17 protein-coding genes are annotated in these 19,986 nt (G+C 57.9%); 5 read left to right on the forward strand and 12 right to left on the reverse strand.

Features of this window, described 5'->3' with window-relative positions:
• Complete coding sequence (locus NE637_RS05920) at positions 1 to 954, forward strand: glycosyltransferase family 2 protein (RefSeq protein WP_227119070.1); 954 nt, start codon at positions 1 to 3, stop codon at positions 952 to 954.
• 54 nt (positions 955 to 1,008) lie between these two features.
• On the opposite strand, the gene NE637_RS05925 is transcribed toward NE637_RS05920, so the two are convergent.
• The 9 genes from NE637_RS05925 to nifH form a co-directional block, all read right to left on the reverse strand.
• Positions 1,009 to 2,598: a sigma-54-dependent Fis family transcriptional regulator gene (locus tag NE637_RS05925; RefSeq protein WP_256267617.1), complete on the reverse strand. Its 1,590-nt coding sequence runs from the start codon at positions 2,596 to 2,598 to the stop codon at positions 1,009 to 1,011.
• A gap of 91 nt (positions 2,599 to 2,689) precedes the next feature.
• Entirely contained in the window at positions 2,690 to 3,157 is a 468-nt protein-coding gene (locus tag NE637_RS05930) for a pyridoxamine 5'-phosphate oxidase family protein (RefSeq protein ID WP_215646812.1), read from the reverse strand.
• Between the two features lie 311 nt (positions 3,158 to 3,468).
• Positions 3,469 to 4,056 (reverse strand): gamma-glutamylcyclotransferase family protein, encoded by a 588-nt coding sequence (locus tag NE637_RS05935; RefSeq protein WP_227119073.1) that lies wholly within the window; start codon positions 4,054 to 4,056, stop codon positions 3,469 to 3,471.
• Between the two features lie 198 nt (positions 4,057 to 4,254).
• Complete coding sequence (anfK, locus tag NE637_RS05940; protein WP_215646816.1) at positions 4,255 to 5,643, reverse strand: Fe-only nitrogenase subunit beta; 1,389 nt, start codon at positions 5,641 to 5,643, stop codon at positions 4,255 to 4,257.
• Between the two features lie 170 nt (positions 5,644 to 5,813).
• Positions 5,814 to 6,167: a Fe-only nitrogenase subunit delta gene (gene anfG / locus NE637_RS05945; RefSeq protein WP_215646818.1), complete on the reverse strand. Its 354-nt coding sequence runs from the start codon at positions 6,165 to 6,167 to the stop codon at positions 5,814 to 5,816.
• A gap of 38 nt (positions 6,168 to 6,205) precedes the next feature.
• Positions 6,206 to 7,756: a nitrogenase iron-iron protein, alpha chain gene (anfD, locus tag NE637_RS05950; RefSeq protein WP_215646820.1), complete on the reverse strand. Its 1,551-nt coding sequence runs from the start codon at positions 7,754 to 7,756 to the stop codon at positions 6,206 to 6,208.
• A gap of 143 nt (positions 7,757 to 7,899) precedes the next feature.
• A complete protein-coding gene (locus tag NE637_RS05955; protein WP_192113563.1) occupies positions 7,900 to 8,271 on the reverse strand; it encodes a P-II family nitrogen regulator in 372 nt (123 codons plus the stop codon).
• A gap of 73 nt (positions 8,272 to 8,344) precedes the next feature.
• The gene (locus NE637_RS05960) at positions 8,345 to 8,662 is read right to left on the reverse strand and encodes a P-II family nitrogen regulator (protein WP_192113562.1); all 318 of its coding nucleotides are present in this window, start codon (positions 8,660 to 8,662) and stop codon (positions 8,345 to 8,347) included.
• Positions 8,663 to 8,943: 281 nt separating this feature from the next.
• A complete protein-coding gene (gene nifH, locus NE637_RS05965; RefSeq protein ID WP_215646824.1) occupies positions 8,944 to 9,771 on the reverse strand; it encodes a nitrogenase iron protein in 828 nt (275 codons plus the stop codon).
• 554 nt (positions 9,772 to 10,325) lie between these two features.
• Here nifH and NE637_RS05970 point away from each other — a divergent pair.
• Positions 10,326 to 11,030 carry a Fe-only nitrogenase accessory AnfO family protein gene (locus NE637_RS05970; RefSeq protein WP_215646826.1) on the forward strand — a complete coding sequence of 235 codons (705 nt, stop codon included), beginning with the start codon at positions 10,326 to 10,328 and terminating at the stop codon, positions 11,028 to 11,030.
• 12 nt (positions 11,031 to 11,042) lie between these two features.
• On the opposite strand, the gene NE637_RS05975 is transcribed toward NE637_RS05970, so the two are convergent.
• Positions 11,043 to 12,614 carry a sigma-54-dependent transcriptional regulator gene (locus tag NE637_RS05975; protein ID WP_227118464.1) on the reverse strand — a complete coding sequence of 524 codons (1,572 nt, stop codon included), beginning with the start codon at positions 12,612 to 12,614 and terminating at the stop codon, positions 11,043 to 11,045.
• Positions 12,611 to 14,083 carry a sensor histidine kinase gene (locus NE637_RS05980; RefSeq protein WP_227118463.1) on the reverse strand — a complete coding sequence of 491 codons (1,473 nt, stop codon included), beginning with the start codon at positions 14,081 to 14,083 and terminating at the stop codon, positions 12,611 to 12,613. The genes NE637_RS05975 and NE637_RS05980 overlap by 4 nt, the downstream gene beginning before the upstream one ends.
• A gap of 259 nt (positions 14,084 to 14,342) precedes the next feature.
• Here NE637_RS05980 and NE637_RS05985 point away from each other — a divergent pair, with 259 nt between their 5' ends.
• The 3 genes from NE637_RS05985 to NE637_RS05995 all read left to right on the forward strand — a co-directional run bounded on the left by NE637_RS05985 (position 14,343) and on the right by NE637_RS05995 (position 17,771).
• Positions 14,343 to 14,756: a hypothetical protein gene (locus tag NE637_RS05985; RefSeq protein WP_192113557.1), complete on the forward strand. Its 414-nt coding sequence runs from the start codon at positions 14,343 to 14,345 to the stop codon at positions 14,754 to 14,756.
• 123 nt (positions 14,757 to 14,879) lie between these two features.
• Complete coding sequence (locus NE637_RS05990) at positions 14,880 to 15,950, forward strand: sulfite exporter TauE/SafE family protein (protein WP_192113556.1); 1,071 nt, start codon at positions 14,880 to 14,882, stop codon at positions 15,948 to 15,950.
• A gap of 210 nt (positions 15,951 to 16,160) precedes the next feature.
• Positions 16,161 to 17,771, forward strand: coding sequence for a GGDEF domain-containing protein (locus NE637_RS05995; protein ID WP_227118462.1), 1,611 nt, complete (start codon positions 16,161 to 16,163; stop codon positions 17,769 to 17,771).
• A 70-nt stretch (positions 17,772 to 17,841) separates the two neighbouring features.
• Here NE637_RS05995 and NE637_RS06000 read toward each other — a convergent pair whose 3' ends face one another.
• Positions 17,842 to 19,737, reverse strand: a complete 1,896-nt coding sequence (locus NE637_RS06000) for a sigma 54-interacting transcriptional regulator (RefSeq protein WP_227118461.1) — start codon at positions 19,735 to 19,737, stop codon at positions 17,842 to 17,844.
• Positions 19,738 to 19,986: the final 249 nt, after the last annotated feature.

Here is a 19,986-nt window from a genome sequence, read left to right on the forward strand (position 1 = left end):
TTGTCCCGCACCGCCCCATTGTTGGCACTGGTTGTACCCTGCTATAATGAAGAGGAAACCCTGCCCCGCACCCTGAATGCCCTGGCCGATTTATTGGCTGACCTCAAAAAACAGGGGCGCGTGCATGCGGAGAGTTTTGCCCTTTATGTGAACGATGGCAGCCGTGACCGCACATGGGAACTGCTTGAAGAACGGCACGCGATCGACCCCTTTTGCCGGGGCGCAAGCTTTGCCGCCAATGCAGGCCACCAGAACGCCGTATGGGCGGGCATGGTCACGGCGCGCGATATGGGCGTGGACTGCATCATCAGCCTGGATGCCGACTTGCAGGACGACATTGCCGCCATCCCCGAAATGATCGACCGCTATATGGAAGGCAACGAGATCGTCTATGGTGTGCGTAACGACCGCAGCACGGATACGCCTTTCAAACGGCGCACTGCACACATGTTTTACGGATTCATGCGCTGGCTCAAGGTGCCCTTGATCCCCGACCATGCCGACTACCGCCTTGTGGCCCGCCCAGTGCTGGAAGCGCTGGACGAAATTCACGAGCATTCACTTTTTCTGCGCGGAATTTTTCCGGCTCTTGGCTTTAAAAGCGCGCAGGTCTTCTACATGCGCCAGTGCCGCATGGCCGGAGAAAGTAAGTATCCTTTCTGGAAGATGGTGTCTTTTGGCTGGAAGGGCATTACGGCATGCAGCGTGGCGCCCCTGCGCATTGCGGGCCTAATGAGCATGCTCTGCATGCTGGCGGCGCTGGCCTTCAGCGGCGTTTCCCTGCTCAAATACGCCATGGGCGAGACTATTCAGGGCTGGACATCACTGATTATTGTGGTCTTGCTGCTGGGTTCTGTGCAGCTTTTCTGCCTGGCGCTGGTTGGTGAATACCTTGCAAAAATCTTTACCGAAGTGCGCCACAGGCCCCGCTACATCATCGCCAAAAAGCTGTAGGCGAAGCGGTAAGGGAGTACGTGCCCCCTCGGCCAAAAGCTTTGAGAAAGAGGCCTAGCCTTCACCGCGAAACTGCCTGTACGTCAGGTTGAATTTCTTCATGCGCAGCCCCATGCTGCGGCGCGTCAGGCCGAGGTTTTCTGCGGCTTTGCTGGTATTGCCGCGACAGCGGCGCAGGGTCTCCACCAGCATGTTGTATTCTATGGAAGCCAGCCGGGCCTCAAGACCTGTCGGTTGTGCTGCTTGCGGGGCTTCTGTCTGTTGCAGGGCCAACGGCAGATCATAGACGTGCAGCAAACTGCCTTCGGCCAGAATCACCGCCCGGTGGATAACGTTTTCAAGCTCGCGCACGTTGCCCGGCCAGTTGTGCCGCATGAGCAGATTCAGGCCCGCAGGTGAAATGCCCGTCAGGCTCTTTTCCGTTTCTCTGGCATAGTGGGACGCAAAGTGCTCGGCCAGCGCCACCACATCATCGCCCCGCTCGCGCAGTGGCGGAATCATGATGGGAAACACGTTGAGCCTGTAGAACAGGTCTTCCCGGAACGTGCCCGCCGCCACCATTTCGGCAAGGTCCCTGTTGGTGGCCGCGACTATGCGTATGTTCACGGCAATGCTGCGGTTGCCGCCCACGCGCTCAAAGCAGCGCTCCTGCAACAGGCGCAACAGCTTGGCCTGCACGCCCAGGGGCAGCTCGCCCACCTCGTCCAGAAAAATAGTGCCGCCGTCGGCCTCTTCAAAACGTCCCTTGCGAAAAACCGCGCCGGTGAACGACCCTTTTTCGTGACCAAACAGTTCGCTTTCCACAATGCTTTCTGGCAGGGCCGCGCAGTTGCACTTGACGAAGGGCCCGCCCGGCGCAAGCCCGCCGTAGTGCAGCGCATTGGCGACCATTTCCTTGCCCACGCCGCTTTCGCCGAGCAACAGCACCGTCGTGCGCGTGGCGGAGACCTTGCGGATAAGCTCGTACACATCCTGCATGGGGCGCGAAATGCCAATCATGTTTGAGGGATGGAACCGCTCTTTCAGATCGCTGAGCAGCAGGCGGGTGCGTTTTTCCCACTCGACCTTGTCAATATTTTCAACAAGATACAGCTCCACCGCATGGGCCAGCATCTGGGCCATGACGCTGAGCACATTCACATGCTGCTGAAGGGCGGATTCCGTGCGGTACAGGCGGCTGGCGCTGATGGCGCCCAGCACCTTGCGCCCATGCCGGATGGGCACGCAGATGAAGGACATATCCTTGTCGCGCTCAAGGGCAAGGCTGCCCGTGCGGTTCAAAAAAGCGGGTTCGCTGCCTATGTTGCGCACGATTATAGGCTCGGCGCTCTCCACAACCTTGCCGGTTATGCCCTCGCCCACATGATACACGCCCCTGTCCTGCTCCGAGGGGGTCATGCCCATGCTGCGATAAACGAACACGTGGCCGGATTCACGGTGCAGCAGGCTTATCATGCCCCGCGCCATGCCCATATCGCGGCGCATGTAGTCCAGCAGACTGTCCAACGCGGCCACGATATCGTTTTTTTCAGAGAGCAACCTGCCCACGTGAAGCAAGAGCGCAATAATCCTGCCGCGGCAGGGTTCGGCCTCACATTCGTGCAACAGGTCTACGGCAGGGGAATTCATGGTGAACCAGACCATTGTTCAGAGTCTGCACCGGCTGCGCCGGCAGGGACAGCCCGGCTACACGCCGGGCAAAAATCCCTGATTCCAATCTACCCCATGCGCCGGATCACGCATAGTATTTCCCGGTGATTTCATGAATGGTGATTTCAACCACCGCCGTCATCTTGAGCATGTTTTCAGGGTAGGCCGTGCCCACATGCTGGGGAGTGTGCTTGGCAACAACGGCATCGAGGGCGGCGATCTTTACGTCGCGGTCTTCGACCACGGTGGCATTGCCCGTAATAATCACGCTCTGGTAGGCGGTATTGGTGTCGCAGGGCGTGTCGGCCTGAATAAATGAATGCTGGCCTTCAACTTCAAAACAGACCCTGGAATCGGCACGCAGATTTTTCAGCTTCTGCCCTGCCGCCAGACCATGAAAGTAAATGCGCCCGTTCATGCGTACAAAGTGCACAGGAGTAACGTAAGGGAAACCATTTTCACCCAGCGTGGCAAGGTGCCCGACCTGAACAGCATCCAGCAGGGAATCAATCTGTTCTGCGGTCAACGGGTGTTCTTTCATACGTAGCTGCATGGTTCCTCCAGAGTAAACGGATACAGAGAGCGCCGTGCGAGTGCAAATTCCTGCATGCCAGCCGCCTTTATGGGCAAAATATCTGACCATAAAAACCGGGCATTCCGGAAAGCACTTTTTTGCGGGTATGCTCCCAGAAAAATCCTTTTACGTCAGGTCAGAGTTATTTCAAAGTAAAAACAGCATGCAATTTTTATATATTCCTTAACGTATTTTTATCTTTCAGCCACACTTGCGTCATGACACAGGCACAAAGCTTTGCGGTGCACCCGGTGTGAGGGCGCGCCGGACAGAAACCGGACCACCCGGCCCTATCCGGCGCACTCTGCGCAGGTAGACTCACGCAGTACGCCCCTCAGCATATCCCGTTTGGGTACAGGATAACGTGCGGGTACGCTCTGCAAATTTTCAAGATGATTCACATATGGGCCAGGCAGACCATTGGCCCTTGCACCAGCAAGAATGTGAGCCAGATACTCGCTGCTTGGCACCACGGCCTGCCCAAGCACATCTTTTTTGTACAACACGGCCGTATGCGCGCGGCCTGCCACATCCACCACCTGGACAGGATAATGAAAGTACGCCCCGCCGCCGTCCAGCCGCACGCTAGACCACAGATCAAGGCTTGCGGCATCGCCGAACGGCAGCTCGTACAGCACGCCCCACACCGCCTGATCCTTGTCTGGCCCCGGCGTCTGCACCACGGTTTCCTGCCCGCCGTCCCACACGCGGTTGTGGCCATAAAAAGCCAGCCTGTACCCCGGCAGGCAGGCCGCGCATACCACTCGGGCGGCAAAGCAGCGCTCCGCCATCTGCTTCGGATTCATGTTGGAACCGTAAGCAAAATAATACTGCCTGTCCTTGCGCCCGTAGTGTTCAAAACCGGTGGTGATGTCCATGATGCATGCCTTTTGTAAACAAGCGGAGGCTCGTTGCCTCCATATACAGCACAGGGGGCCTGCTGCGGATTTTTGTTTCCGGCAAGGAAGGCGAACCTTTTTATGCAGGGAGTGTACTATTATGGTACTCGACCGGAATAAAAAGGTTCGCCTGACGCCGCCAGCAACGACTTGCCAGATATTCTGGCGCGCAGCCCTCTACCAGACGTTAAGAATCCATTCCTTGTTCTTCTTGTATTCCATGTCGGTAAACAGGGTATTTGCCATGTTCTCGGCCAGCCACATGGCCCCGGCGTACCCCATGACCGGATAACGGTACAGGCCCGCGCGGTCGTAGGTGGGAAAGCCCACGCGCAGCATGGGAATATTGTTGTCCATGGCGGCCCAGCGTCCCTTGGAGTGCCCGAGAATCAGATCCAGCTCAAGTTCTTTGCGCTTCAGGCGGCCATCCAGATCCCACAAGTCGGCGTTGGTGACCACTTCCATCTTCCAGTTGACCTTTTCCACCATTTCCTTGAGGCGCGGATCGTCGGCGTAACGCGGATTGTCGTCGCCTAGCAGCAGGAGCTGAGGCTTCATTTCAAGGTCAATGCAGAACTGCGCCAGACCGATGACCAGATCGGGATTGCCGTAGATAGCCACCTTCTTGTCAGCCAGAAACATGTGGGCCACATCGGTAATGGCATCCAGGGCAATGCCGCGCTCGTGCACCAGCTCCTTGGTGAGGGGCTTGCCCGTGAGCTGCGAAACCTGCTTGAGGAAAATATCCGTATTGCGGATGCCAATGGGCGAAGGACCGATGACCGTGGGGATATCAAATTCCTTGTGCAGATATTCCGCAGCCTTGCCGCCCTCGTACCTGTTGAGGGCAATGGTGCCCAGGGCATTGGCGGTATCCTTGAGGTCGGCGATGGTGGTGCTGCCGTGCGACTTGCCCGTGCCGTCAGGCAAGAGCGGCGAATCAAAGCTCTCAATTTCAAAAAGCACGTTGGCGTCCACGTCCATGAGCTTGAGAAGGTGCTTGAGTTCCTTGACGTCGCCGGGGTTTACCCAGCCGGTGACAAGGTTGAGCTTGCCGTTGGGTTCACCCTTTTCCGCAAAGTGGGTGATGATGTCGCGCACGGCCACGTCATAGCCGCTGATCATGCTGCCCACAAAGCTGGGCGTATGGATGGCGATAAGGTGCACCTCGCGGCCCGCGTACTTTTCCTTGAGCAGGCCGTTGTTGAGCTTGGTCACCACACCATCGATATCATCGCCGATAACCTCGGTGGAGCAGGTGGAAATGATGGGCACCACCTTCACCTCGGGGTAGCGCATCAGCAGCACGTCCACGGCTTCTTCCACGCGGTTGGTGGCGCCGAATACCGCGCCGTCTTCGTGCACCGAAGACGAAGCGATTTCAAAATTGTCCTTGAAGTGCTGCGAAAACAGCAAGCGCACAAACATGACGCAACCCTGGCCGCCATGAACAATGGCGATGCAGTCCTTGATGCCAATGCTCGCGTACTGCGCGCCGCAGGGCTGACAGGTGAATATGGGATTGATGACCCCTGCCCTTTCCTTTTCCATAATTTCGCAAGACATGGCAGTTCCTTATGTGAGGCCGGGCTGGCCCGGCGCTTGGCTGTTGTGAAAAGCAGTCTTCGGCTCCTGACAGGAACATGCCTTTCAGGCCAGGCCGCATATATCCAAGGGATCACCCTGTTTTGCCCGTGTCCGTCAGGAGAAACCTGCCGGACACGGGCACGGCAAACCTAGTACTTGGGATCCGTCAGCTCCAGATTCAGCGAACCGTGGATGGTCAGAAAATCCAGCCGGGTTTTGGCTGCGGCCATAAGTTCGCGAATGTCGTCCTTGCCCATGTTGACGAGCCAGGGGTTTTCGCTGGTGAGGCCACGGGCCATCATGACGGCGTCCACCCAGTAGCAGCGGTTTTCCGGCGATTCGATATCCGGTTCCTCACCGCACAGTATCTGCATGGTCTGGGTCATGATGCCCTCGTTCTGCCGTTCCCTGTCCCATGCGCGGGAGTGGAACTGCCAGAGGCACTTTTTCATGATATAGTCGATGACGACTTCTACATTTTCACTAAGGGTTCCGGCACTCATGCTGTTCCTCCGCAGTGGTGGGTCTGGTGGGCTGGGGCTTACACTGCCTGCAAAAGCGGTTCGGGATAGGGCGGATATTCCTTGCCGCGCAGGTGGGTCACGCAGTCGTAGCCTCCGGAATATTCCCGCTCGCCAGCTTCGTCCTTGATGTTGCGCCCGCAGACCATTTCCTGGGTCATGAATCCCTGATCCAGCGGATACTCGTCCTTGGTGATGTCGATTTTTGCCAGCTGGTGGATGGGCGAATACACCGCGTTGTAGATGTCGCGGGCAAAGCGCACCCAGCCTTCAAATCCCTTCCATGGGCCGTTGTGGTAGGCGTGGGCATTGAGGTAGGGAACCAGCACCTTTTTTGCCACTTCGCCAGGCCGCTTGCCGGTAAAGATGATGTCGGCCTTCCAGTCTTCCATGGCCTCCAGGCCTTCAAGCTCGTTGGGGTCGTCAATGGCAAGGGTGCCCACCTTGGCGCGGGCAATGCCTTTTTCAAAGTCGCCCTGATGGCCGAACTTCGAATAGATGGAAACCACATCCAGCCCCATTTCCTTTTCAATAATGTGCGCCCAGTGCCACAGCTTGGAGCCGCCGGGCCACAGGCAGACCTTCACGCCCTTGAGGCGCTTGGCGTACCAGTCAAGCTCGGGCCGCCAGCGGGCGGTTTCTTCATCAATGATGGCCTGGGCTTCCTTTTCCAGCCCAAAAAACAGGCCGATCTTGAGCAGGGATTCGCTCACCATCTCGTGGCCGAAGCCGTCGATGTCGAGGCGCGGCGTGCCGTAGCGCACACGCAGCTCGTTGCAGATGTATTCCGCAGAGCGGGCGCATTCCAGCACGTTGAGCTGGGCCTTGTGCATAGCCCGCAGATCGTCGTACTTGCCGTTGCCGGTAAAAACCGAAAGCACCTGAATACCCATGCGGCGAAAGTAGTCGCACATGATTTCCACATCGCCCTGAATGTTGTAGTCGCCCACGTAGTTGATGACGTAGCGGCTCTTGATTTCAGGCTCGACCGTGCCCACCTTCTGGTTGATCCAGGCTATGTTGATCTTGTGGTGCCCGCCGGACTGGCTGGGCCCGGCAAAGCCGGGCGAATTGCACACAAAAATGTCAACTTCGGGCATTTCTTCCATGATCTCCTGAGCCAGGGCATTGATGTCGTCGCCAATGAGGGCCGAGGCGCAGGTTTGGTAGATGGTCATGCGCTTGATGTGCGGAAAAGCCTTGAAGGCCTCCTTGATGCTGTTGCGCAACTGGTCTTCCGCGCCAAAGACCACATGCTTTTCCTTCATGTCCGAGGCGAAGGTGTACTTGAGCTGAAAGTTGCCGTCGTCGCTGATGTAGCGCTTGGTTTGCCAGGTATCGTAGGTACAGCCCACGGGGCCGTGGCTCAGATGAATCACGTCCTTCATGGGCGTGCCGATCACGTGCTTGGCCCCGCAAAAGGCGCAGCCGCGCTCGGAAATGCTGCCGGGGATGGTGTTCAGGTATCCAAGTGGCAAGCAGGTGGAGAGGTCATCGCTCTCCCCCTTGACCACTGCGTGCTTTTCCCGTTCGGGGATGCATTCGCTGCATTTAAAAAGATGGTATGGCATATCAGTATCCTATACGCGGCCTAGAGCCGTTTACGAATGAAATGAAGTAACTGCTCTGCACGGATTTTTCTGAAAATCCTTGCCGCTAAATGTGCGCAGGCAGGCTTTGCCTGCCGTAAGCGAGTATTTCATGTGTACATGCTCTAGAGTATGGCCGCTGTTCCCAGTTCGCCGGTACGCACCCGCAGGGCCTGTTCAACCGGACAAACAATGATTTTGCCATCGCCAATACCGCCCGTCTGGTTGATCTTGATGATAGTGTTCACGACCCTGCCCAGCATGTTGGCGGGAACCACAATGGAAAGCAGCCGCTTGGGGACGTACATCATGCCCTTGTAGCTCCCCATGCCGCGCACGATGGGGCTTATCTCCACGGAAACTTCTTCGGCGATGCCCTTCTGCTTGCCCCGCCCGAATACGGGGATGACGCTCATGCCCGGAAAGCCCATGCGGTCCAGGGCTTTTTTTGTGGCCGTCACCTTGTTGGGACGGATAATCGCGATAATCTCCTTCATGGCGAGCTCCTGAACTGTATTGCATTAATGCTGCGCAAAGCGCCTCTGGACACAAAAGCGACAATGATGGCGTTTAGATGCCTTCCTGTCCGGTGCGGATGGTCAGCACCCGCTCCACCGGCGACACAAAAACCTTGCCGTCGCCAAAATTGCCCGTGTTGGCATAGCTCTGCACAAGTTGCAGCACTTGATCCACGTGCTCGTCCTCCACCACCATCATGAGCAGATTTTTGGGCAGCTCGTCGTAGTGAACGCTGCCGCTGTCCAGCCCTTTCTGCTTGCCGCGCCCAAAGGCCTGAATTTTTGTCAGGGCCACAAACCCTGATGCGGCAAGGCCCTCCACCACATTTTCGGTGCTCTCTGGCCGAACGATGGCTCGTACCATTTTCATTGGCGGCTCCTTTGGAGTTGTTGATGCAGTCACTCTACATTCACTGGGATTCAGGCCGTTGGCCACGCTGGCACTCACACATTGCCAAAAGCGTATTTTGTTCGCTGGCAAGGAAAATGTCCGTTTCAGGCTTCAGGCCGCGTTGGGCATTCGATGCATTTTTGCTTTCCTGCAAGGATGGCAAGCCTTTTATGCAGGGAGTGTACTCTCACGGTACTCGACCGGAATAAAAGGCGAGCCAGACGCAGCAGGGAACAAAAAGGCGCGAATGCCCGCGCGGCCTAGTCGGCAATGCCGTACTTCACCACCATCGCCTCCAACTGATCCATCGACAGCGGCTGGGGAATAACAAAGTTCTGGTTGTTGATGATCTTTTCCGCCAGTTCGCTGTATTCCTTGGCCTGATTCTGGCTGTCGTCATATTCGGTCACGGTTTTTTTGTTGAATTCGGCCTTCTGCACGATGTTGTCGCGGGGCACAAAGTGGATCATCTGGGTGCCGATGGAGGCGGTGAATTCTTCAAGAAATTCCCTTTCGCGGTCCACGTTGCGGCTGTTGCAGATGATGCCGCCAAGGCGCACGCCGCTCTGTTTGGCGTACTTGAGCAGGCCCTTGCAGATATTGTTAGCAGCGTAGATGGCCATCATTTCGCCAGAGGCCACGATGTAGACTTCCTGCGCCTTGCCGTCGCGGATGGGCATGGCGAATCCGCCGCACACCACGTCGCCGAGCACGTCAAAGAAGACGAAATCAAGATCATCAGTGTACGCGCCCTGATTTTCCATGAGGTCGATGGCCGTGATAACGCCGCGGCCAGCACAGCCAACGCCGGGTTCCGGGCCGCCAGATTCCACGCAGAGGATGTCGTGAAAGCCCTTCTTCACCACCTTGTCCAGGGTCACTTTTTCCGCACCCACGGCACGCAGGGTGTCCATGAGCGATTCCTGCGGCTTGCCGCCAAGAATCAGGCGGGTGGAGTCGGCCTTGGGGTCGCAGCCGTGGATGAAAATCTTCTTCCCGTGAAAATGGGCCATGGCCGCAGCCGTGTTCTGGGTTGTGGTGGACTTGCCGATGCCGCCCTTACCGTAAATGGCTATCTTGCGAGGCATAACGCATTCTCCCGCCGTCTTCCGGCTGTTTTGACCAGGGACAAGGCGTCTCTGGCACCGTGTATGCCCCTCTTGTGCATTGGCTGTGCCATTGTAAGTAATTTTAAATTTAACGTTTTAAAACGAATAGTTATAAAAATTATGTTTTATCACGCTTTGCATCATGCGTACGCAAGCGTACAAAGCACCGCTTTTTTGGACATTTTGGTACATTTTATAAATACACTCATAATTACAGCATGTTAAAAAATCACTCTTTGAAATAATTTCGCGAACAAAAATAAGACATAAAAACGTAATATATTAATTTATTTAATTTTATATGCAATCAGCAATCAATCTCGCTTTGTTATCGAGTCATCACAGTGTGCGCAGGTGGAACGTAACTGCTCCGCGCCCGATGCAGGCAGAGCGCGCACAGGGATGCCGACATTAATAATAATGTTATTTCAGCATGTTATTTGTAATTATTTTCAAGTGCATGGATATTGCACAGGCAATGCCTATGAAAGGCCGGACTGCTTCGAGGCCCTGCCACAACAGACGGAGAGCATATGCAAGGTTTACTCGACGGCTCGCGGATTGCGGTTTTTCACGATGATTCAGGCGCGCTGGCAGCGCCCACAGCGGCCAGTGCGGTGGCGGTGTATGTGCGGGGGGAAGGCGACTGGAGCGAAGGCAAAAGGCACAGCTTCAGCCTGACCCAAGGCGCGGGGCTGAGCGAACTGCGCGAACAGATGCAAACGCTTGCCGCAAATCTTGGGGACTGCCGCATTGTGGTGGGTGCGGAAGACCATGGCGCGCCCTATGGTGTGCTGGACAAGATGGGATTTTACATCTGTATGATGGACAGATTTGAGGCAGAAGCTCTGGAAGGAGTGCGCAAGGGCGTGTTGGCGGCGGTACAGCAGGCGACCCGCCCACAGTGCGGCATGCTGCCCACAAGCAGACCGAGAGAGATAGCGCCAGGGCGTTTTTTTCTGGACATGTGCGAGGCCAAGCTGACCGACCCGCTGTTCACAGCCAGAGAATCCATCTTGGTATTTGTTGAAACCGCGCCCTTTGAGCAGTTGCAGATCAAGTGCGACCACGAACCGCGCTGGCTACCCAGCTTTGCGCTGGTGACAGGGCTTGAAATGGAAAAGGAAGAGCTGGAATCGGGCCTCATGCTGGTGACCGTGCGCCAGCCCGCTGACCGCAACGCCGATGCCCTGCTGGGGCAAAAGTGGTTTGACGGCACGGGCTGTTCTTGCGGCTAGAGCAGCGCAACGTTACACGCCGTACTCCCTGAGTTTGCGCCACAGGGATGACCGGCTGATGCCCAGCATGTCGGCGGCCAAAGTACGGTTGTCGCCCGCCAGTTCAAGGGCGTGCAGGATATGCTGCTTTTCCATTTCCGCCAGCGGAACAAGCGGTGTTGATGCGTCCGGTGCTGGCGCGGCTGGCACCGATGCACATGGCGCGGCGGCCTGCGGGCAAACCGGGGTTGCAGCGGCGGCAGCCTCCTGCCGGGCGGCAACAGCAGAAGAAGAACCGGGATCGCTAACGGACAGGTGAACGGCAGACTCGGAGACTTCCGGGGGCAAATGCGCCAGCCCTATGCTCCCTCCCGGCGGACAAAACACCGCCGCCCGCTCGAGAATATTGGCAAGTTCGCGCACGTTGCCGGGGAAGGGATACTGCCGCAGCGCATCAAGGGCGTCATCTTCAATATCCAGCGGCACGGCCCCCCCCTGCTCCGCCAGCCGCGCAAGAAAATATCGGGCCAGCAGAGGAATGTCCTCAGCCCTGCTGCGCAGGGGCGGCAGTTCCTGCGTTACCACGGCCACGCGGTAATACAGATCACGCCGGAAGCGCCCGGCCTCCACCTCTTCCTTGAGGTTGCGGTTGGTGGCGGCGATAATGCGCACGTCCACGGGTATGTCTACAGTGCCCCCCACACGGCGCAGATTCTGCTCCTGCAAGACGCGCAGCAGCTTGACCTGCATGCCCGGCGGCATTTCACCTATTTCGTCCAGAAACAGCGTGCCGCCGCTGGCAGCTTCAAACAGGCCTTCCTTGCGCCGCACCGCGCCTGAAAACGCCCCCTGCTCATGCCCGAAAAGCTCGCTTTCGAGCAATTCCGGCGAGAGAGCGCCGCAGTTGATAGCCAAAAAACGCCGACGCGCCCGCTGGCTCTGGGCATGCATGGTGCGGGCAGCCAACTCCTTGCCGGTGCCTGTTTCACCTTGCAGCAGCACCGCCACATCTGTGGGGGCCAGACGCATGAGCGCCTGCCGCAGGCCGCACATGGCTGGCGACATGCCAACCATTTCCGGCACAGAGCCGCTTGCCTCAAGCTGGGCGCGCATCTGGGCGACCTGCTGCCGCAGACGGCGCTTTTCCAGCGCCCGCGCAACCAGCATGCGCGCTTCTTCCAGCGAGTAGGGCTTTGCCAGATAATGAAAAGCCCCCAGCCGCATGGCCTCCACGGCGCTTTCAATCATGGGGTAGCCAGTGACCATGATGACTTCCACATCCGGCTTGCTGGAGCGTACCGCCTTGAGCACTTCCATGCCGTTCATGCCCGCCATGGCTATATCGGTAATGACCACGTCAAAATCCTGCTCGGCCAGCAGTTTCAGGCCTTCTTCGCCACTGCCCGCCTGAGCCGATTCATGCCCGCCGCGCTCCAGGGCGCGCGCGAGGTTGGCGCGGGCCATGCGCTCATCGTCAATGATCAGCAAACGGCCACCGCCGCCAGCCCGCTGCGCGGCGTCAAGCCCGTGACCGCTGTGCCGACGTTCGCCGGGGGTAGCCGGTGCGGGTGATTGTTCCGAAAGCCGGAACCGTTCCGTAGTCATGCCTCTGCTCCTGAACCGTCTGCGTCATGCCGTTCCGCAAGGGGCAGCCGTACGGTAAAACAGGCCCCTTGCCCCAGTTGGCTCTGCACTTCGAGTGTTCCATTGTGCTTGCCCACAATGCCAAAAGCTATGGACAAACCAAGGCCCGTCCCTTCGCCCACGGGCTTGAGGCTGAAAAAGGGATCAAACACCCGGCCAAGGTTCTCGGGTTCAATGCCCTTGCCAGAATCGCGCACGCGCAGCTCCGCCATTCCCGCCGGTTCATCCACACACGCGGTGATGTGCACTTCGCCCTTGCCGTTCATGGCCTGTGCCGCATTGAGCAGCAGATTGATAAGCACTTCCTGCATGCGCTGGGCGTCCACAGGCAATTGCAGCCCTTCAGGCACGTCCACCGTTATGCGCACCGCAGCGCCCATGTCGTGCCGCACAAGGCCAACGGCCCTGCGCACAATGCCGGATAGATCATGCAAAGCAACGGTAAAGGGCCGGTCACGCGCAAAATCCAGCAGCCCGCGCACAATATCGCGGGCGCGAACAACTTCGGCCTGAATTTCATCCAGCTGCGCCGTCACGTCTTCTGCCGTGGGCATGGGGCGCAGACCCTGCCGGGCATCGTTGACATCCTCGCCGAGAAGCTGACAGCCAACGGAAATATTGTTGAGGGGATTATTCAGCTGGTGGGCCACGCCGGAGGTCAGCACACCAAGAGAAGCCAGCTTCTTTTCCTGCAACAGCAGGGCGTGGCGGTTTTCCAGCTCCGCCGCCATGCCGTCAAGCGTCTGGAGGACATGGCGCGCTTCTTCCTCAAGCTGCGGCGGGGGCGGCGGCAGGGGCATGCCCGCGCCAACACTGCGCGCGGCGCTTTCAATGGCCCCAAGGGCGCGCATGATGTGCCTGCCAATAAGCCATGCAAAAGCCACCCCGCAGGCCAGCAGGGCCGCAATGGCCCCCAGCATCTGGGTGCGCAGATCCCCCACGGCAGTAAAAATGCCCTGACGCATGCGGCGCACCGCCGAATCCGCCAGCTCGCTCAGGCGCTGCCCCTGATCGGTGAGAGCGGCGCCGTCTGTGGGCTGATCCTCGAGCAGGGCCTCATAGGTGCCGATGCCTTCCAGCAGCAGGTCGAGATTATGGTGCGCACCGTCGCCCACCCGGCGGCCCATGGCGGCGTTATAATCCTGCCCCACGGATGTGGCCCGCTCCCGCGCCAGTTCCACAAAACTGCGCAGGGCAAGCAGGTCACCCTTTCTGCCGGGAAAAAGTTGCAGATTTTTTTCGTACCTGCGCATTTCGAGCACGTCGCTGCGCAGGTCGTCCACCATGTCGATCAGACGGGCCGCCCTGTCGATGCGCCCCAGATCATAACAGGCAATGCCGCCCAAAAGCAGCAGCATGACCAGAAACAGGCCCGTGCCCACGGCAATCTTGCCGCGAATGGTATGCCAGACAGAAAAATGCGGAAGCATCCCTCACCCCCGCAGGCGCAAGAGTTTACACCTGCGCCCGACGCCGTTTCAATTTGCAACAGCGTATAAAAATAAAACAAAGCTGACAAGCCTTAGCCTGCAACAAATTGCGGCCCTTGCCCGCTTGAGCATGTCACAATGAAACAGTAACGGCGCAGCGCACCACACAGCCAAAAACAAATAACTCCATACAAATTCAGCATGTTACAGATTGAACTTTTTGGCACAATAGTTGTAATTGCCAGCGCAGGAGGCCGACATGAACACCCTGCAAAAAACGATGGAAAACTGGTTTACCGCTGTGGCATATGCCGATGCCGGGCAATCCGGCTGGACAGACGATTTGTGGACTCTGAACGGCAAGCGCGAAAGCACGGCGCTGAAGCAGACCCTGCTTTACGGCGCGGGCAGCATTGTCATTTACGTGCTGGCTTTTGCCAATGCCGATGCCTTTGCCGCCCTGTGCGCCAAGGGTGGTCTTTGGACAGCCCTGCCCATCGCCTCGGTGCTGCTGCTCTCTTACGTGCACGGTCACTTTGCCGGAGCCCTCTGGGAACTGTGCGGCATTACCGGTGTGCAAAAGAAGAGCGCGCAAACCACCGCAAAGGCTGTGGCCCGTCAGAGCGCCACACCTGCCCCCCGGCTGGACACCACTGCCGTGGTTCACGGCTAACCGAGCTTTTTTCACAGGTCCGGGCCGCGCCGCCCGGCTCAAATTTTTTGTTCAGCTGCGGCATGTCTGGCATTGCGCCAGCGCACAACAGTACGCCCAGGCAGCCTGCCAGCCGGAGGTAACATGGATCTGCTCAGTCTTGACCCGTCCCAGTTTATCGTGCTCACGCCCGTTTCCGTGGCCTTTCTGCTGGCCGTGGGATTTGTGGGCGGGCTTGTGAGCGGCTTTATCGGTTCCGGCGGGGCCTTTATTCTTACGCCGGGCATGATGGGCCTGGGTGTGCCCGGCGCTGTGGCTGTTGCCAGCAATATGTGCCACAAATTCCCCAAGGCCATGGTGGGCGCCATCAAACGCTACCGCTTCGGTCAGGTGGATGTAAAACTGGGCATGGTTATCGCTGCCACAGCGGGCATAGGCGTGCAGATTGGCATCCGTATTCAGCGTTTTATTCTGGAAAAGTGGGGGCAGGCCGGGTCTGATCTCTACGTCAGCGTTTCCTTTGTGGTGGTGCTCGTTGTGGTGGGCAGCTATATTCTCAAGGATGCCCTGCACTCCAGCCATTCCGGCAAGGAGGATGACGAAAGCACGCCGCCCCTTGCCCAAAAGTTGCAGGCCATCAACCTGCCGCCCATGATGTCCTTTCCCAAATCCGGCTTGCGTATTTCGCTGTGGTTTACCCTGCCCGTGGGCATAGCCACTGGCATGCTGGCCGCGACCATTGCCGTGGGCGGATTCGTGGGCGTGCCGGGGCTTATCTATGTGATCGGCGTACCCGGACTCATTGCATCCGGCACGGAACTGGTCACGGCCTTTGTCATGGGCCTGTGCGGCTCGGTCAACTGGGCCATGCACGGCATGATAGACATCCGCCTGGTCTTTATCATTCTGGCGGGTTCGCTGCTCGGCGTGCAGCTTGGGGCCATCGGCACCACCTACGTCAAACCAATCATGATCAAGTACGTCATGGCCGCCATCATGCTTATTGTTGCCGCAAGCCGCATTGTAGCCCTTCCGGGCTACCTCAGCGCGCTGGGGCTTATCCAGATGGGGCCGGGGATTCTCTACCTGCTCAAGGTCGTGAGCTTCATAACCATGTGCGCCGGATTGCTCGTTGGCGCGGGCATGATCCTTGGCGGCATGTGGCGCGGGCAAAAGCGCAACCGCAAAGAAGCGGCGCTGGGCAGCGCGGCCTGAAGCATCTCTCATAAACAAACCCCAATAACATCTTCTCCTCAAACCCTATAGCAAAAGGGGGGTGCATTGCGTCTGCACCCCCCTTTTATTTTCCTGTCAAAGGCAGAGCGCGGACAATTGGGCCATTGCCTATTTCCTGATTTTCTGTATGCTTTCATAATCACCAGCATACCTTGTCAGCTTTTCTGCCATCCCTTCGCAGGAGGAGCCATGCGCATATTCACGCGCAGCCTCAAGACGCAGTTTATTGAGGCATTCACGCTGCTTATCCTGCTTTCATCGTGCTTTCTTGCGGCCATAACCGGGCGCGAAGCCAGCAGCGAGGCCCGCTACGAACGCGGCCTGCTGCTGACCAACCGCGTGCAATCCCTTGCCAAGGCCCTTGATCAGTCCATGTGGTTCTGGATCAAGGAGGTGGATACCCTGCGCCATACTGTGGGGCTGATCGGCGGAGATATGAAAAAACTATCCATCGCCGTGAACCGATTACAGGACACCATGCCCGCCTTTGCCTGGATCGGGCTCATGAATCCCCAGGGCAAGGTTTTTGTCGCCACTGATGGCGTCCTGGAAGGAACAGACCTTTCCATCTGCGCCATCTTCCGCCAGGGCAAAAACGGCCTCTTTGTGGGCGATGTGCGCAAGGCATCCCTGCTTGCCCAACTGTTGCCCCAGCCGGAAAACGGCCCGCTGAAATTTGTGGACATCAGCATGCCCATTGGCGAGGGCGAACTGAAAGACTGGGTTCTGGTAGCCCATCTGAGCTGGGCATGGGCCAGAGAGGTGGAGGAATTCATCCTTTCGGGCGAAGGCTCGGATACCAACACCAAGATCATGGTTCTCGGTGCAGACGGCAGTGTCATCCTGGGCGGCGACAACAATGAAAAACCGCTGGCCTTGCCCCTGCTGCAAGAACTTGAACACTCCACTTCGGCCTGGGCCGTGGAAACATGGCCCGATGGCATTGCCTACCTCACTGCGGCAGTAAGCTGCACGGGATTTAAAGACTACGATGGCTTGCAGTGGAGCGTGGTGGCGCGGCAATCGCTGGATGCCGCATACGAACCCGTGCGTCGTCTTGTGGCGCGCATTCTTGTGGCTGGCCTCTTGCTTGCGGTGCTGTTTGCGCTGGTTGCCGGATACATCGCCCAGCGCACCATTGCCCCCCTCAAGGCGCTTACCGCAGCGGCCGACAGACTCAGCCGGGGCGAGCGCGTCACCATTCCGCGCAACCGGGGCATACGCGAAATTGAAGTGCTTTCAGCCTCTTTGTCCACCCTGGTCGAAAACCTCACCCGCACAGAAAAAGACCGGAACCGCATCCAGCATGCCGCAGAACGCGATGCCCTCACAGGCCTGCTGAACAGGCACGGTCTGGCTGCGCGCATTGACGAGGCCATGCCCAGCCTGACGCAAAACCAGGGGTTGGTCGAGCTGTTGTATATGGATCTGGACGGCTTCAAACCAATCAACGACGCGTACGGGCACCATGTGGGCGATGCCGTGCTGACCATTCTGGGGCAGCGCCTTACGCGCTGCCTGCGCAAGGATGATGTGCTGGTGCGGCTGGGGGGCGATGAATTTCTGGCCCTGCTCGGGCATACCAGGGGAACGCCAGACATACTGCGCACCATAAACCGCATCCGTGAGGATGTGGGAGCGCCCATTTCCATTGACGGCCTCATGCTGCGCATCGGCATCAGCATAGGGCACGCCACATGGCACTGCGCAAATGAATCTGTTGAAGATGCCCTGAAACGGGCAGACAGCGAACTCTACATGGCCAAACGGACGTCAAAAGCCTCGCAGGAAGTGTTGTAGCTCTTTGCTGTCAGCAGGTTCCAGCCTGCGGCAGAGCCTCCCGCTGAAATCCCGGCACCCCGCTTTTCCCTCAGTCCATATCCTTGCACAGACGCCACAGCGTACTGCGGCTGATGCCCAGCTGGGCCGCTGCCCGAACCTTTGAATTGCCGCACCTGTGCAGGGCCTCGCGCACACTCTCGGGGGTGAGGGATTTGCGCTGCATGGCGACGGCTTTTGAGGCCTGCGGGAAACCGGGATGGCGCAGTTCTTCAAGCAGGCGTTCTCCAACAGCGGCATCATAGCCATGCGGTGAAACAACCGTCAGCCTTTCAGCCACTGTGCGCAGCTGGCGCACATTGCCCGGCCAGGGCAGGGCCTGCAAGGCCTGAACAAAGGTTTCGGGCAGTTGCAGGCGCGGCCTTTGCTCCGCTTCGTTCTGCGCGTAAAATTCCTGCAAAAAAGCCTCTGCAAGCAGGGGAATATCTTCCTTCCGCTCCCGTAGCGGGGGAATGTGCAACGGCAGCACATGCAGCCGGTAGTACAGATCTTCTCGCAGCCTTCCTTCGGCAACATCCAGCCACAGATCGCTGTTGGCGGCGGCAATGATACGCACATCCGCCGGAACAACCACGTTGCTGCCAAGGCGCATGATTTCTTTTTCCTGCAGCACGCGCAGCAGGCGTGTCTGAAACGAAAGCGAAATGGTTCCCACCTCGTCCAGAAACAGGGTGCCACCCTGCGCCAGCTCAAAAATACCGATCTTTCCGCCTCTGCGCCCGCCGGTAAACGTGCCTTCGGCGTAGCCAAAAAGTTCGCTTTCCAGCAGGGATTCCGGCATGGCCGCGCAGTTCAGCGACACAAAGGGGCCGAGCCTGCGGGGGGATGCATTGTGTATACCCTGCGCCAGAATTTCCTTGCCCGTGCCGCTTTCGCCGGTAATGCACACGCCTGCTTCCGAGACGGCATACAGCCGGGCCTGCTCCAGAAGCGACTCCACGGCGCTGCTGGTGTGCAAAAAATCCTCAAGTGTATAACGCGCCCTGAATCCCCGATTGTAGGCCTGTCGGACCCTCTCCTCCGCCTGAAGGATGCGCGAGGCAGGCTGCATGCTGAAGACCGCACCGGCAGGTTTTTTACCCACGCGGATGGGGATGGTGTTGACGATAAGCTGCTCGCGATGCTTGCTGGCCGCCGTCACATTGTGCAGGGGTTCGTGCCGTTCATGGGCGCTGGCAAGGGGCAAAGCGGGGAATACGCTGCTGACGGGCGTGCCAATGACGTTGAGTTCATTGACCTGGAGCATGCTGCAGGCCTGGGGATTGATTTCCTCAATGGCGCCGCGCTCGTCCACGGCCAGAATGCCTTCAGAAATCCCGTCAAGAATGCTGCGGTAGCGCTCTTTTTCCTTAAGAGTCTTGCGCCTTGTCTGCACCACGTTAACGATGCTGTCAAAAAAACTGGCAGGTATTTCGGGCTGCTCATGCAGATCAACAAAGGGCAGACCGCATTTTTGGGCCGCCCTGCGGGTAATATCGCCGCCAATAATAACTTCAAGCCCCCGTTGCTGGGCTTGCAGCACGCCTTTTTCAAGACTGGGCTTGTCGCTGTACAGGATTATCTCCGGCTGAAACCCCAGTAATTCCTCGCACAGAGCCAGGTTGCACTCTCCGGTGCGTATCTGGGTAATGCCAATACGCCGCCCCATGGTTGAAGCTTTTTTGAGCGCCCGCAGCTGATTGGCCGTGGTATCCGGCAAGGCCACCACGGGCACGGAAAGCTGACGCAGAATATAGGCCGTCCCCCTGCGGGACAGGATGACTTCAACCCCCTGCTCCTCAATGATCTGCCGCACTGGTTCAACGGCATCCTCAAGATCGAAGACCGCCTCCACAAGCCGACAGGGCTTGTCCTCCAGCACCTTGCGAACAGTGTTCACATTGCGTTGCGATGAAAAAACCAGACCGATCACTGGGGGGGTGTTCATGCGTGCTCCTTGCTGCTCCGAAGCATAGGCTGCAAGCTGGGCGGACGCAAGTTTCAGTGCGTTTTAAAAAAACACATGAAACGTTTCTGAAACGTTTTTACTACTCCGCGGGGGCTGGAGAAGCGGCATAGCGCACACCGGCGAAAAAATATTCATACTAATCTGTTTTTATTGATAAAATATAAAAGTCCCAACTCATTGTTTGCACAGTCTGTACGAGATTGCGCTTTTTGGCACAAAACTTGTTAA

The organism is Desulfovibrio desulfuricans, assembly GCF_024460775.1.
In the GTDB taxonomy this organism is placed as follows: domain Bacteria; phylum Desulfobacterota; class Desulfovibrionia; order Desulfovibrionales; family Desulfovibrionaceae; genus Desulfovibrio; species Desulfovibrio desulfuricans_E.

Coding starts and splice junctions, on each gene's coding strand:
- NE637_RS05925 (WP_256267617.1), bottom strand. CDS start 2,598: ATGGTCTGGTTCACCATGAATTCCCCTGCCGTAGACCTGTTGCACGAA.
- NE637_RS05930 (WP_215646812.1), bottom strand. CDS start 3,157: ATGCAGCTACGTATGAAAGAACACCCGTTGACCGCAGAACAGATTGAT.
- NE637_RS05935 (WP_227119073.1), bottom strand. CDS start 4,056: ATGGACATCACCACCGGTTTTGAACACTACGGGCGCAAGGACAGGCAG.
- anfK (WP_215646816.1), bottom strand. CDS start 5,643: ATGTCTTGCGAAATTATGGAAAAGGAAAGGGCAGGGGTCATCAATCCC.
- anfG (WP_215646818.1), bottom strand. CDS start 6,167: ATGAGTGCCGGAACCCTTAGTGAAAATGTAGAAGTCGTCATCGACTAT.
- anfD (WP_215646820.1), bottom strand. CDS start 7,756: ATGCCATACCATCTTTTTAAATGCAGCGAATGCATCCCCGAACGGGAA.
- NE637_RS05955 (WP_192113563.1), bottom strand. CDS start 8,271: ATGAAGGAGATTATCGCGATTATCCGTCCCAACAAGGTGACGGCCACA.
- NE637_RS05960 (WP_192113562.1), bottom strand. CDS start 8,662: ATGAAAATGGTACGAGCCATCGTTCGGCCAGAGAGCACCGAAAATGTG.
- nifH (WP_215646824.1), bottom strand. CDS start 9,771: ATGCCTCGCAAGATAGCCATTTACGGTAAGGGCGGCATCGGCAAGTCC.
- NE637_RS05970 (WP_215646826.1), top strand. CDS start 10,326: ATGCAAGGTTTACTCGACGGCTCGCGGATTGCGGTTTTTCACGATGAT.
- NE637_RS05975 (WP_227118464.1), bottom strand. CDS start 12,614: ATGACTACGGAACGGTTCCGGCTTTCGGAACAATCACCCGCACCGGCT.
- NE637_RS05980 (WP_227118463.1), bottom strand. CDS start 14,083: ATGCTTCCGCATTTTTCTGTCTGGCATACCATTCGCGGCAAGATTGCC.
- NE637_RS05985 (WP_192113557.1), top strand. CDS start 14,343: ATGAACACCCTGCAAAAAACGATGGAAAACTGGTTTACCGCTGTGGCA.
- NE637_RS05990 (WP_192113556.1), top strand. CDS start 14,880: ATGGATCTGCTCAGTCTTGACCCGTCCCAGTTTATCGTGCTCACGCCC.
- NE637_RS05995 (WP_227118462.1), top strand. CDS start 16,161: ATGCGCATATTCACGCGCAGCCTCAAGACGCAGTTTATTGAGGCATTC.
- NE637_RS06000 (WP_227118461.1), bottom strand. CDS start 19,737: ATGAACACCCCCCCAGTGATCGGTCTGGTTTTTTCATCGCAACGCAAT.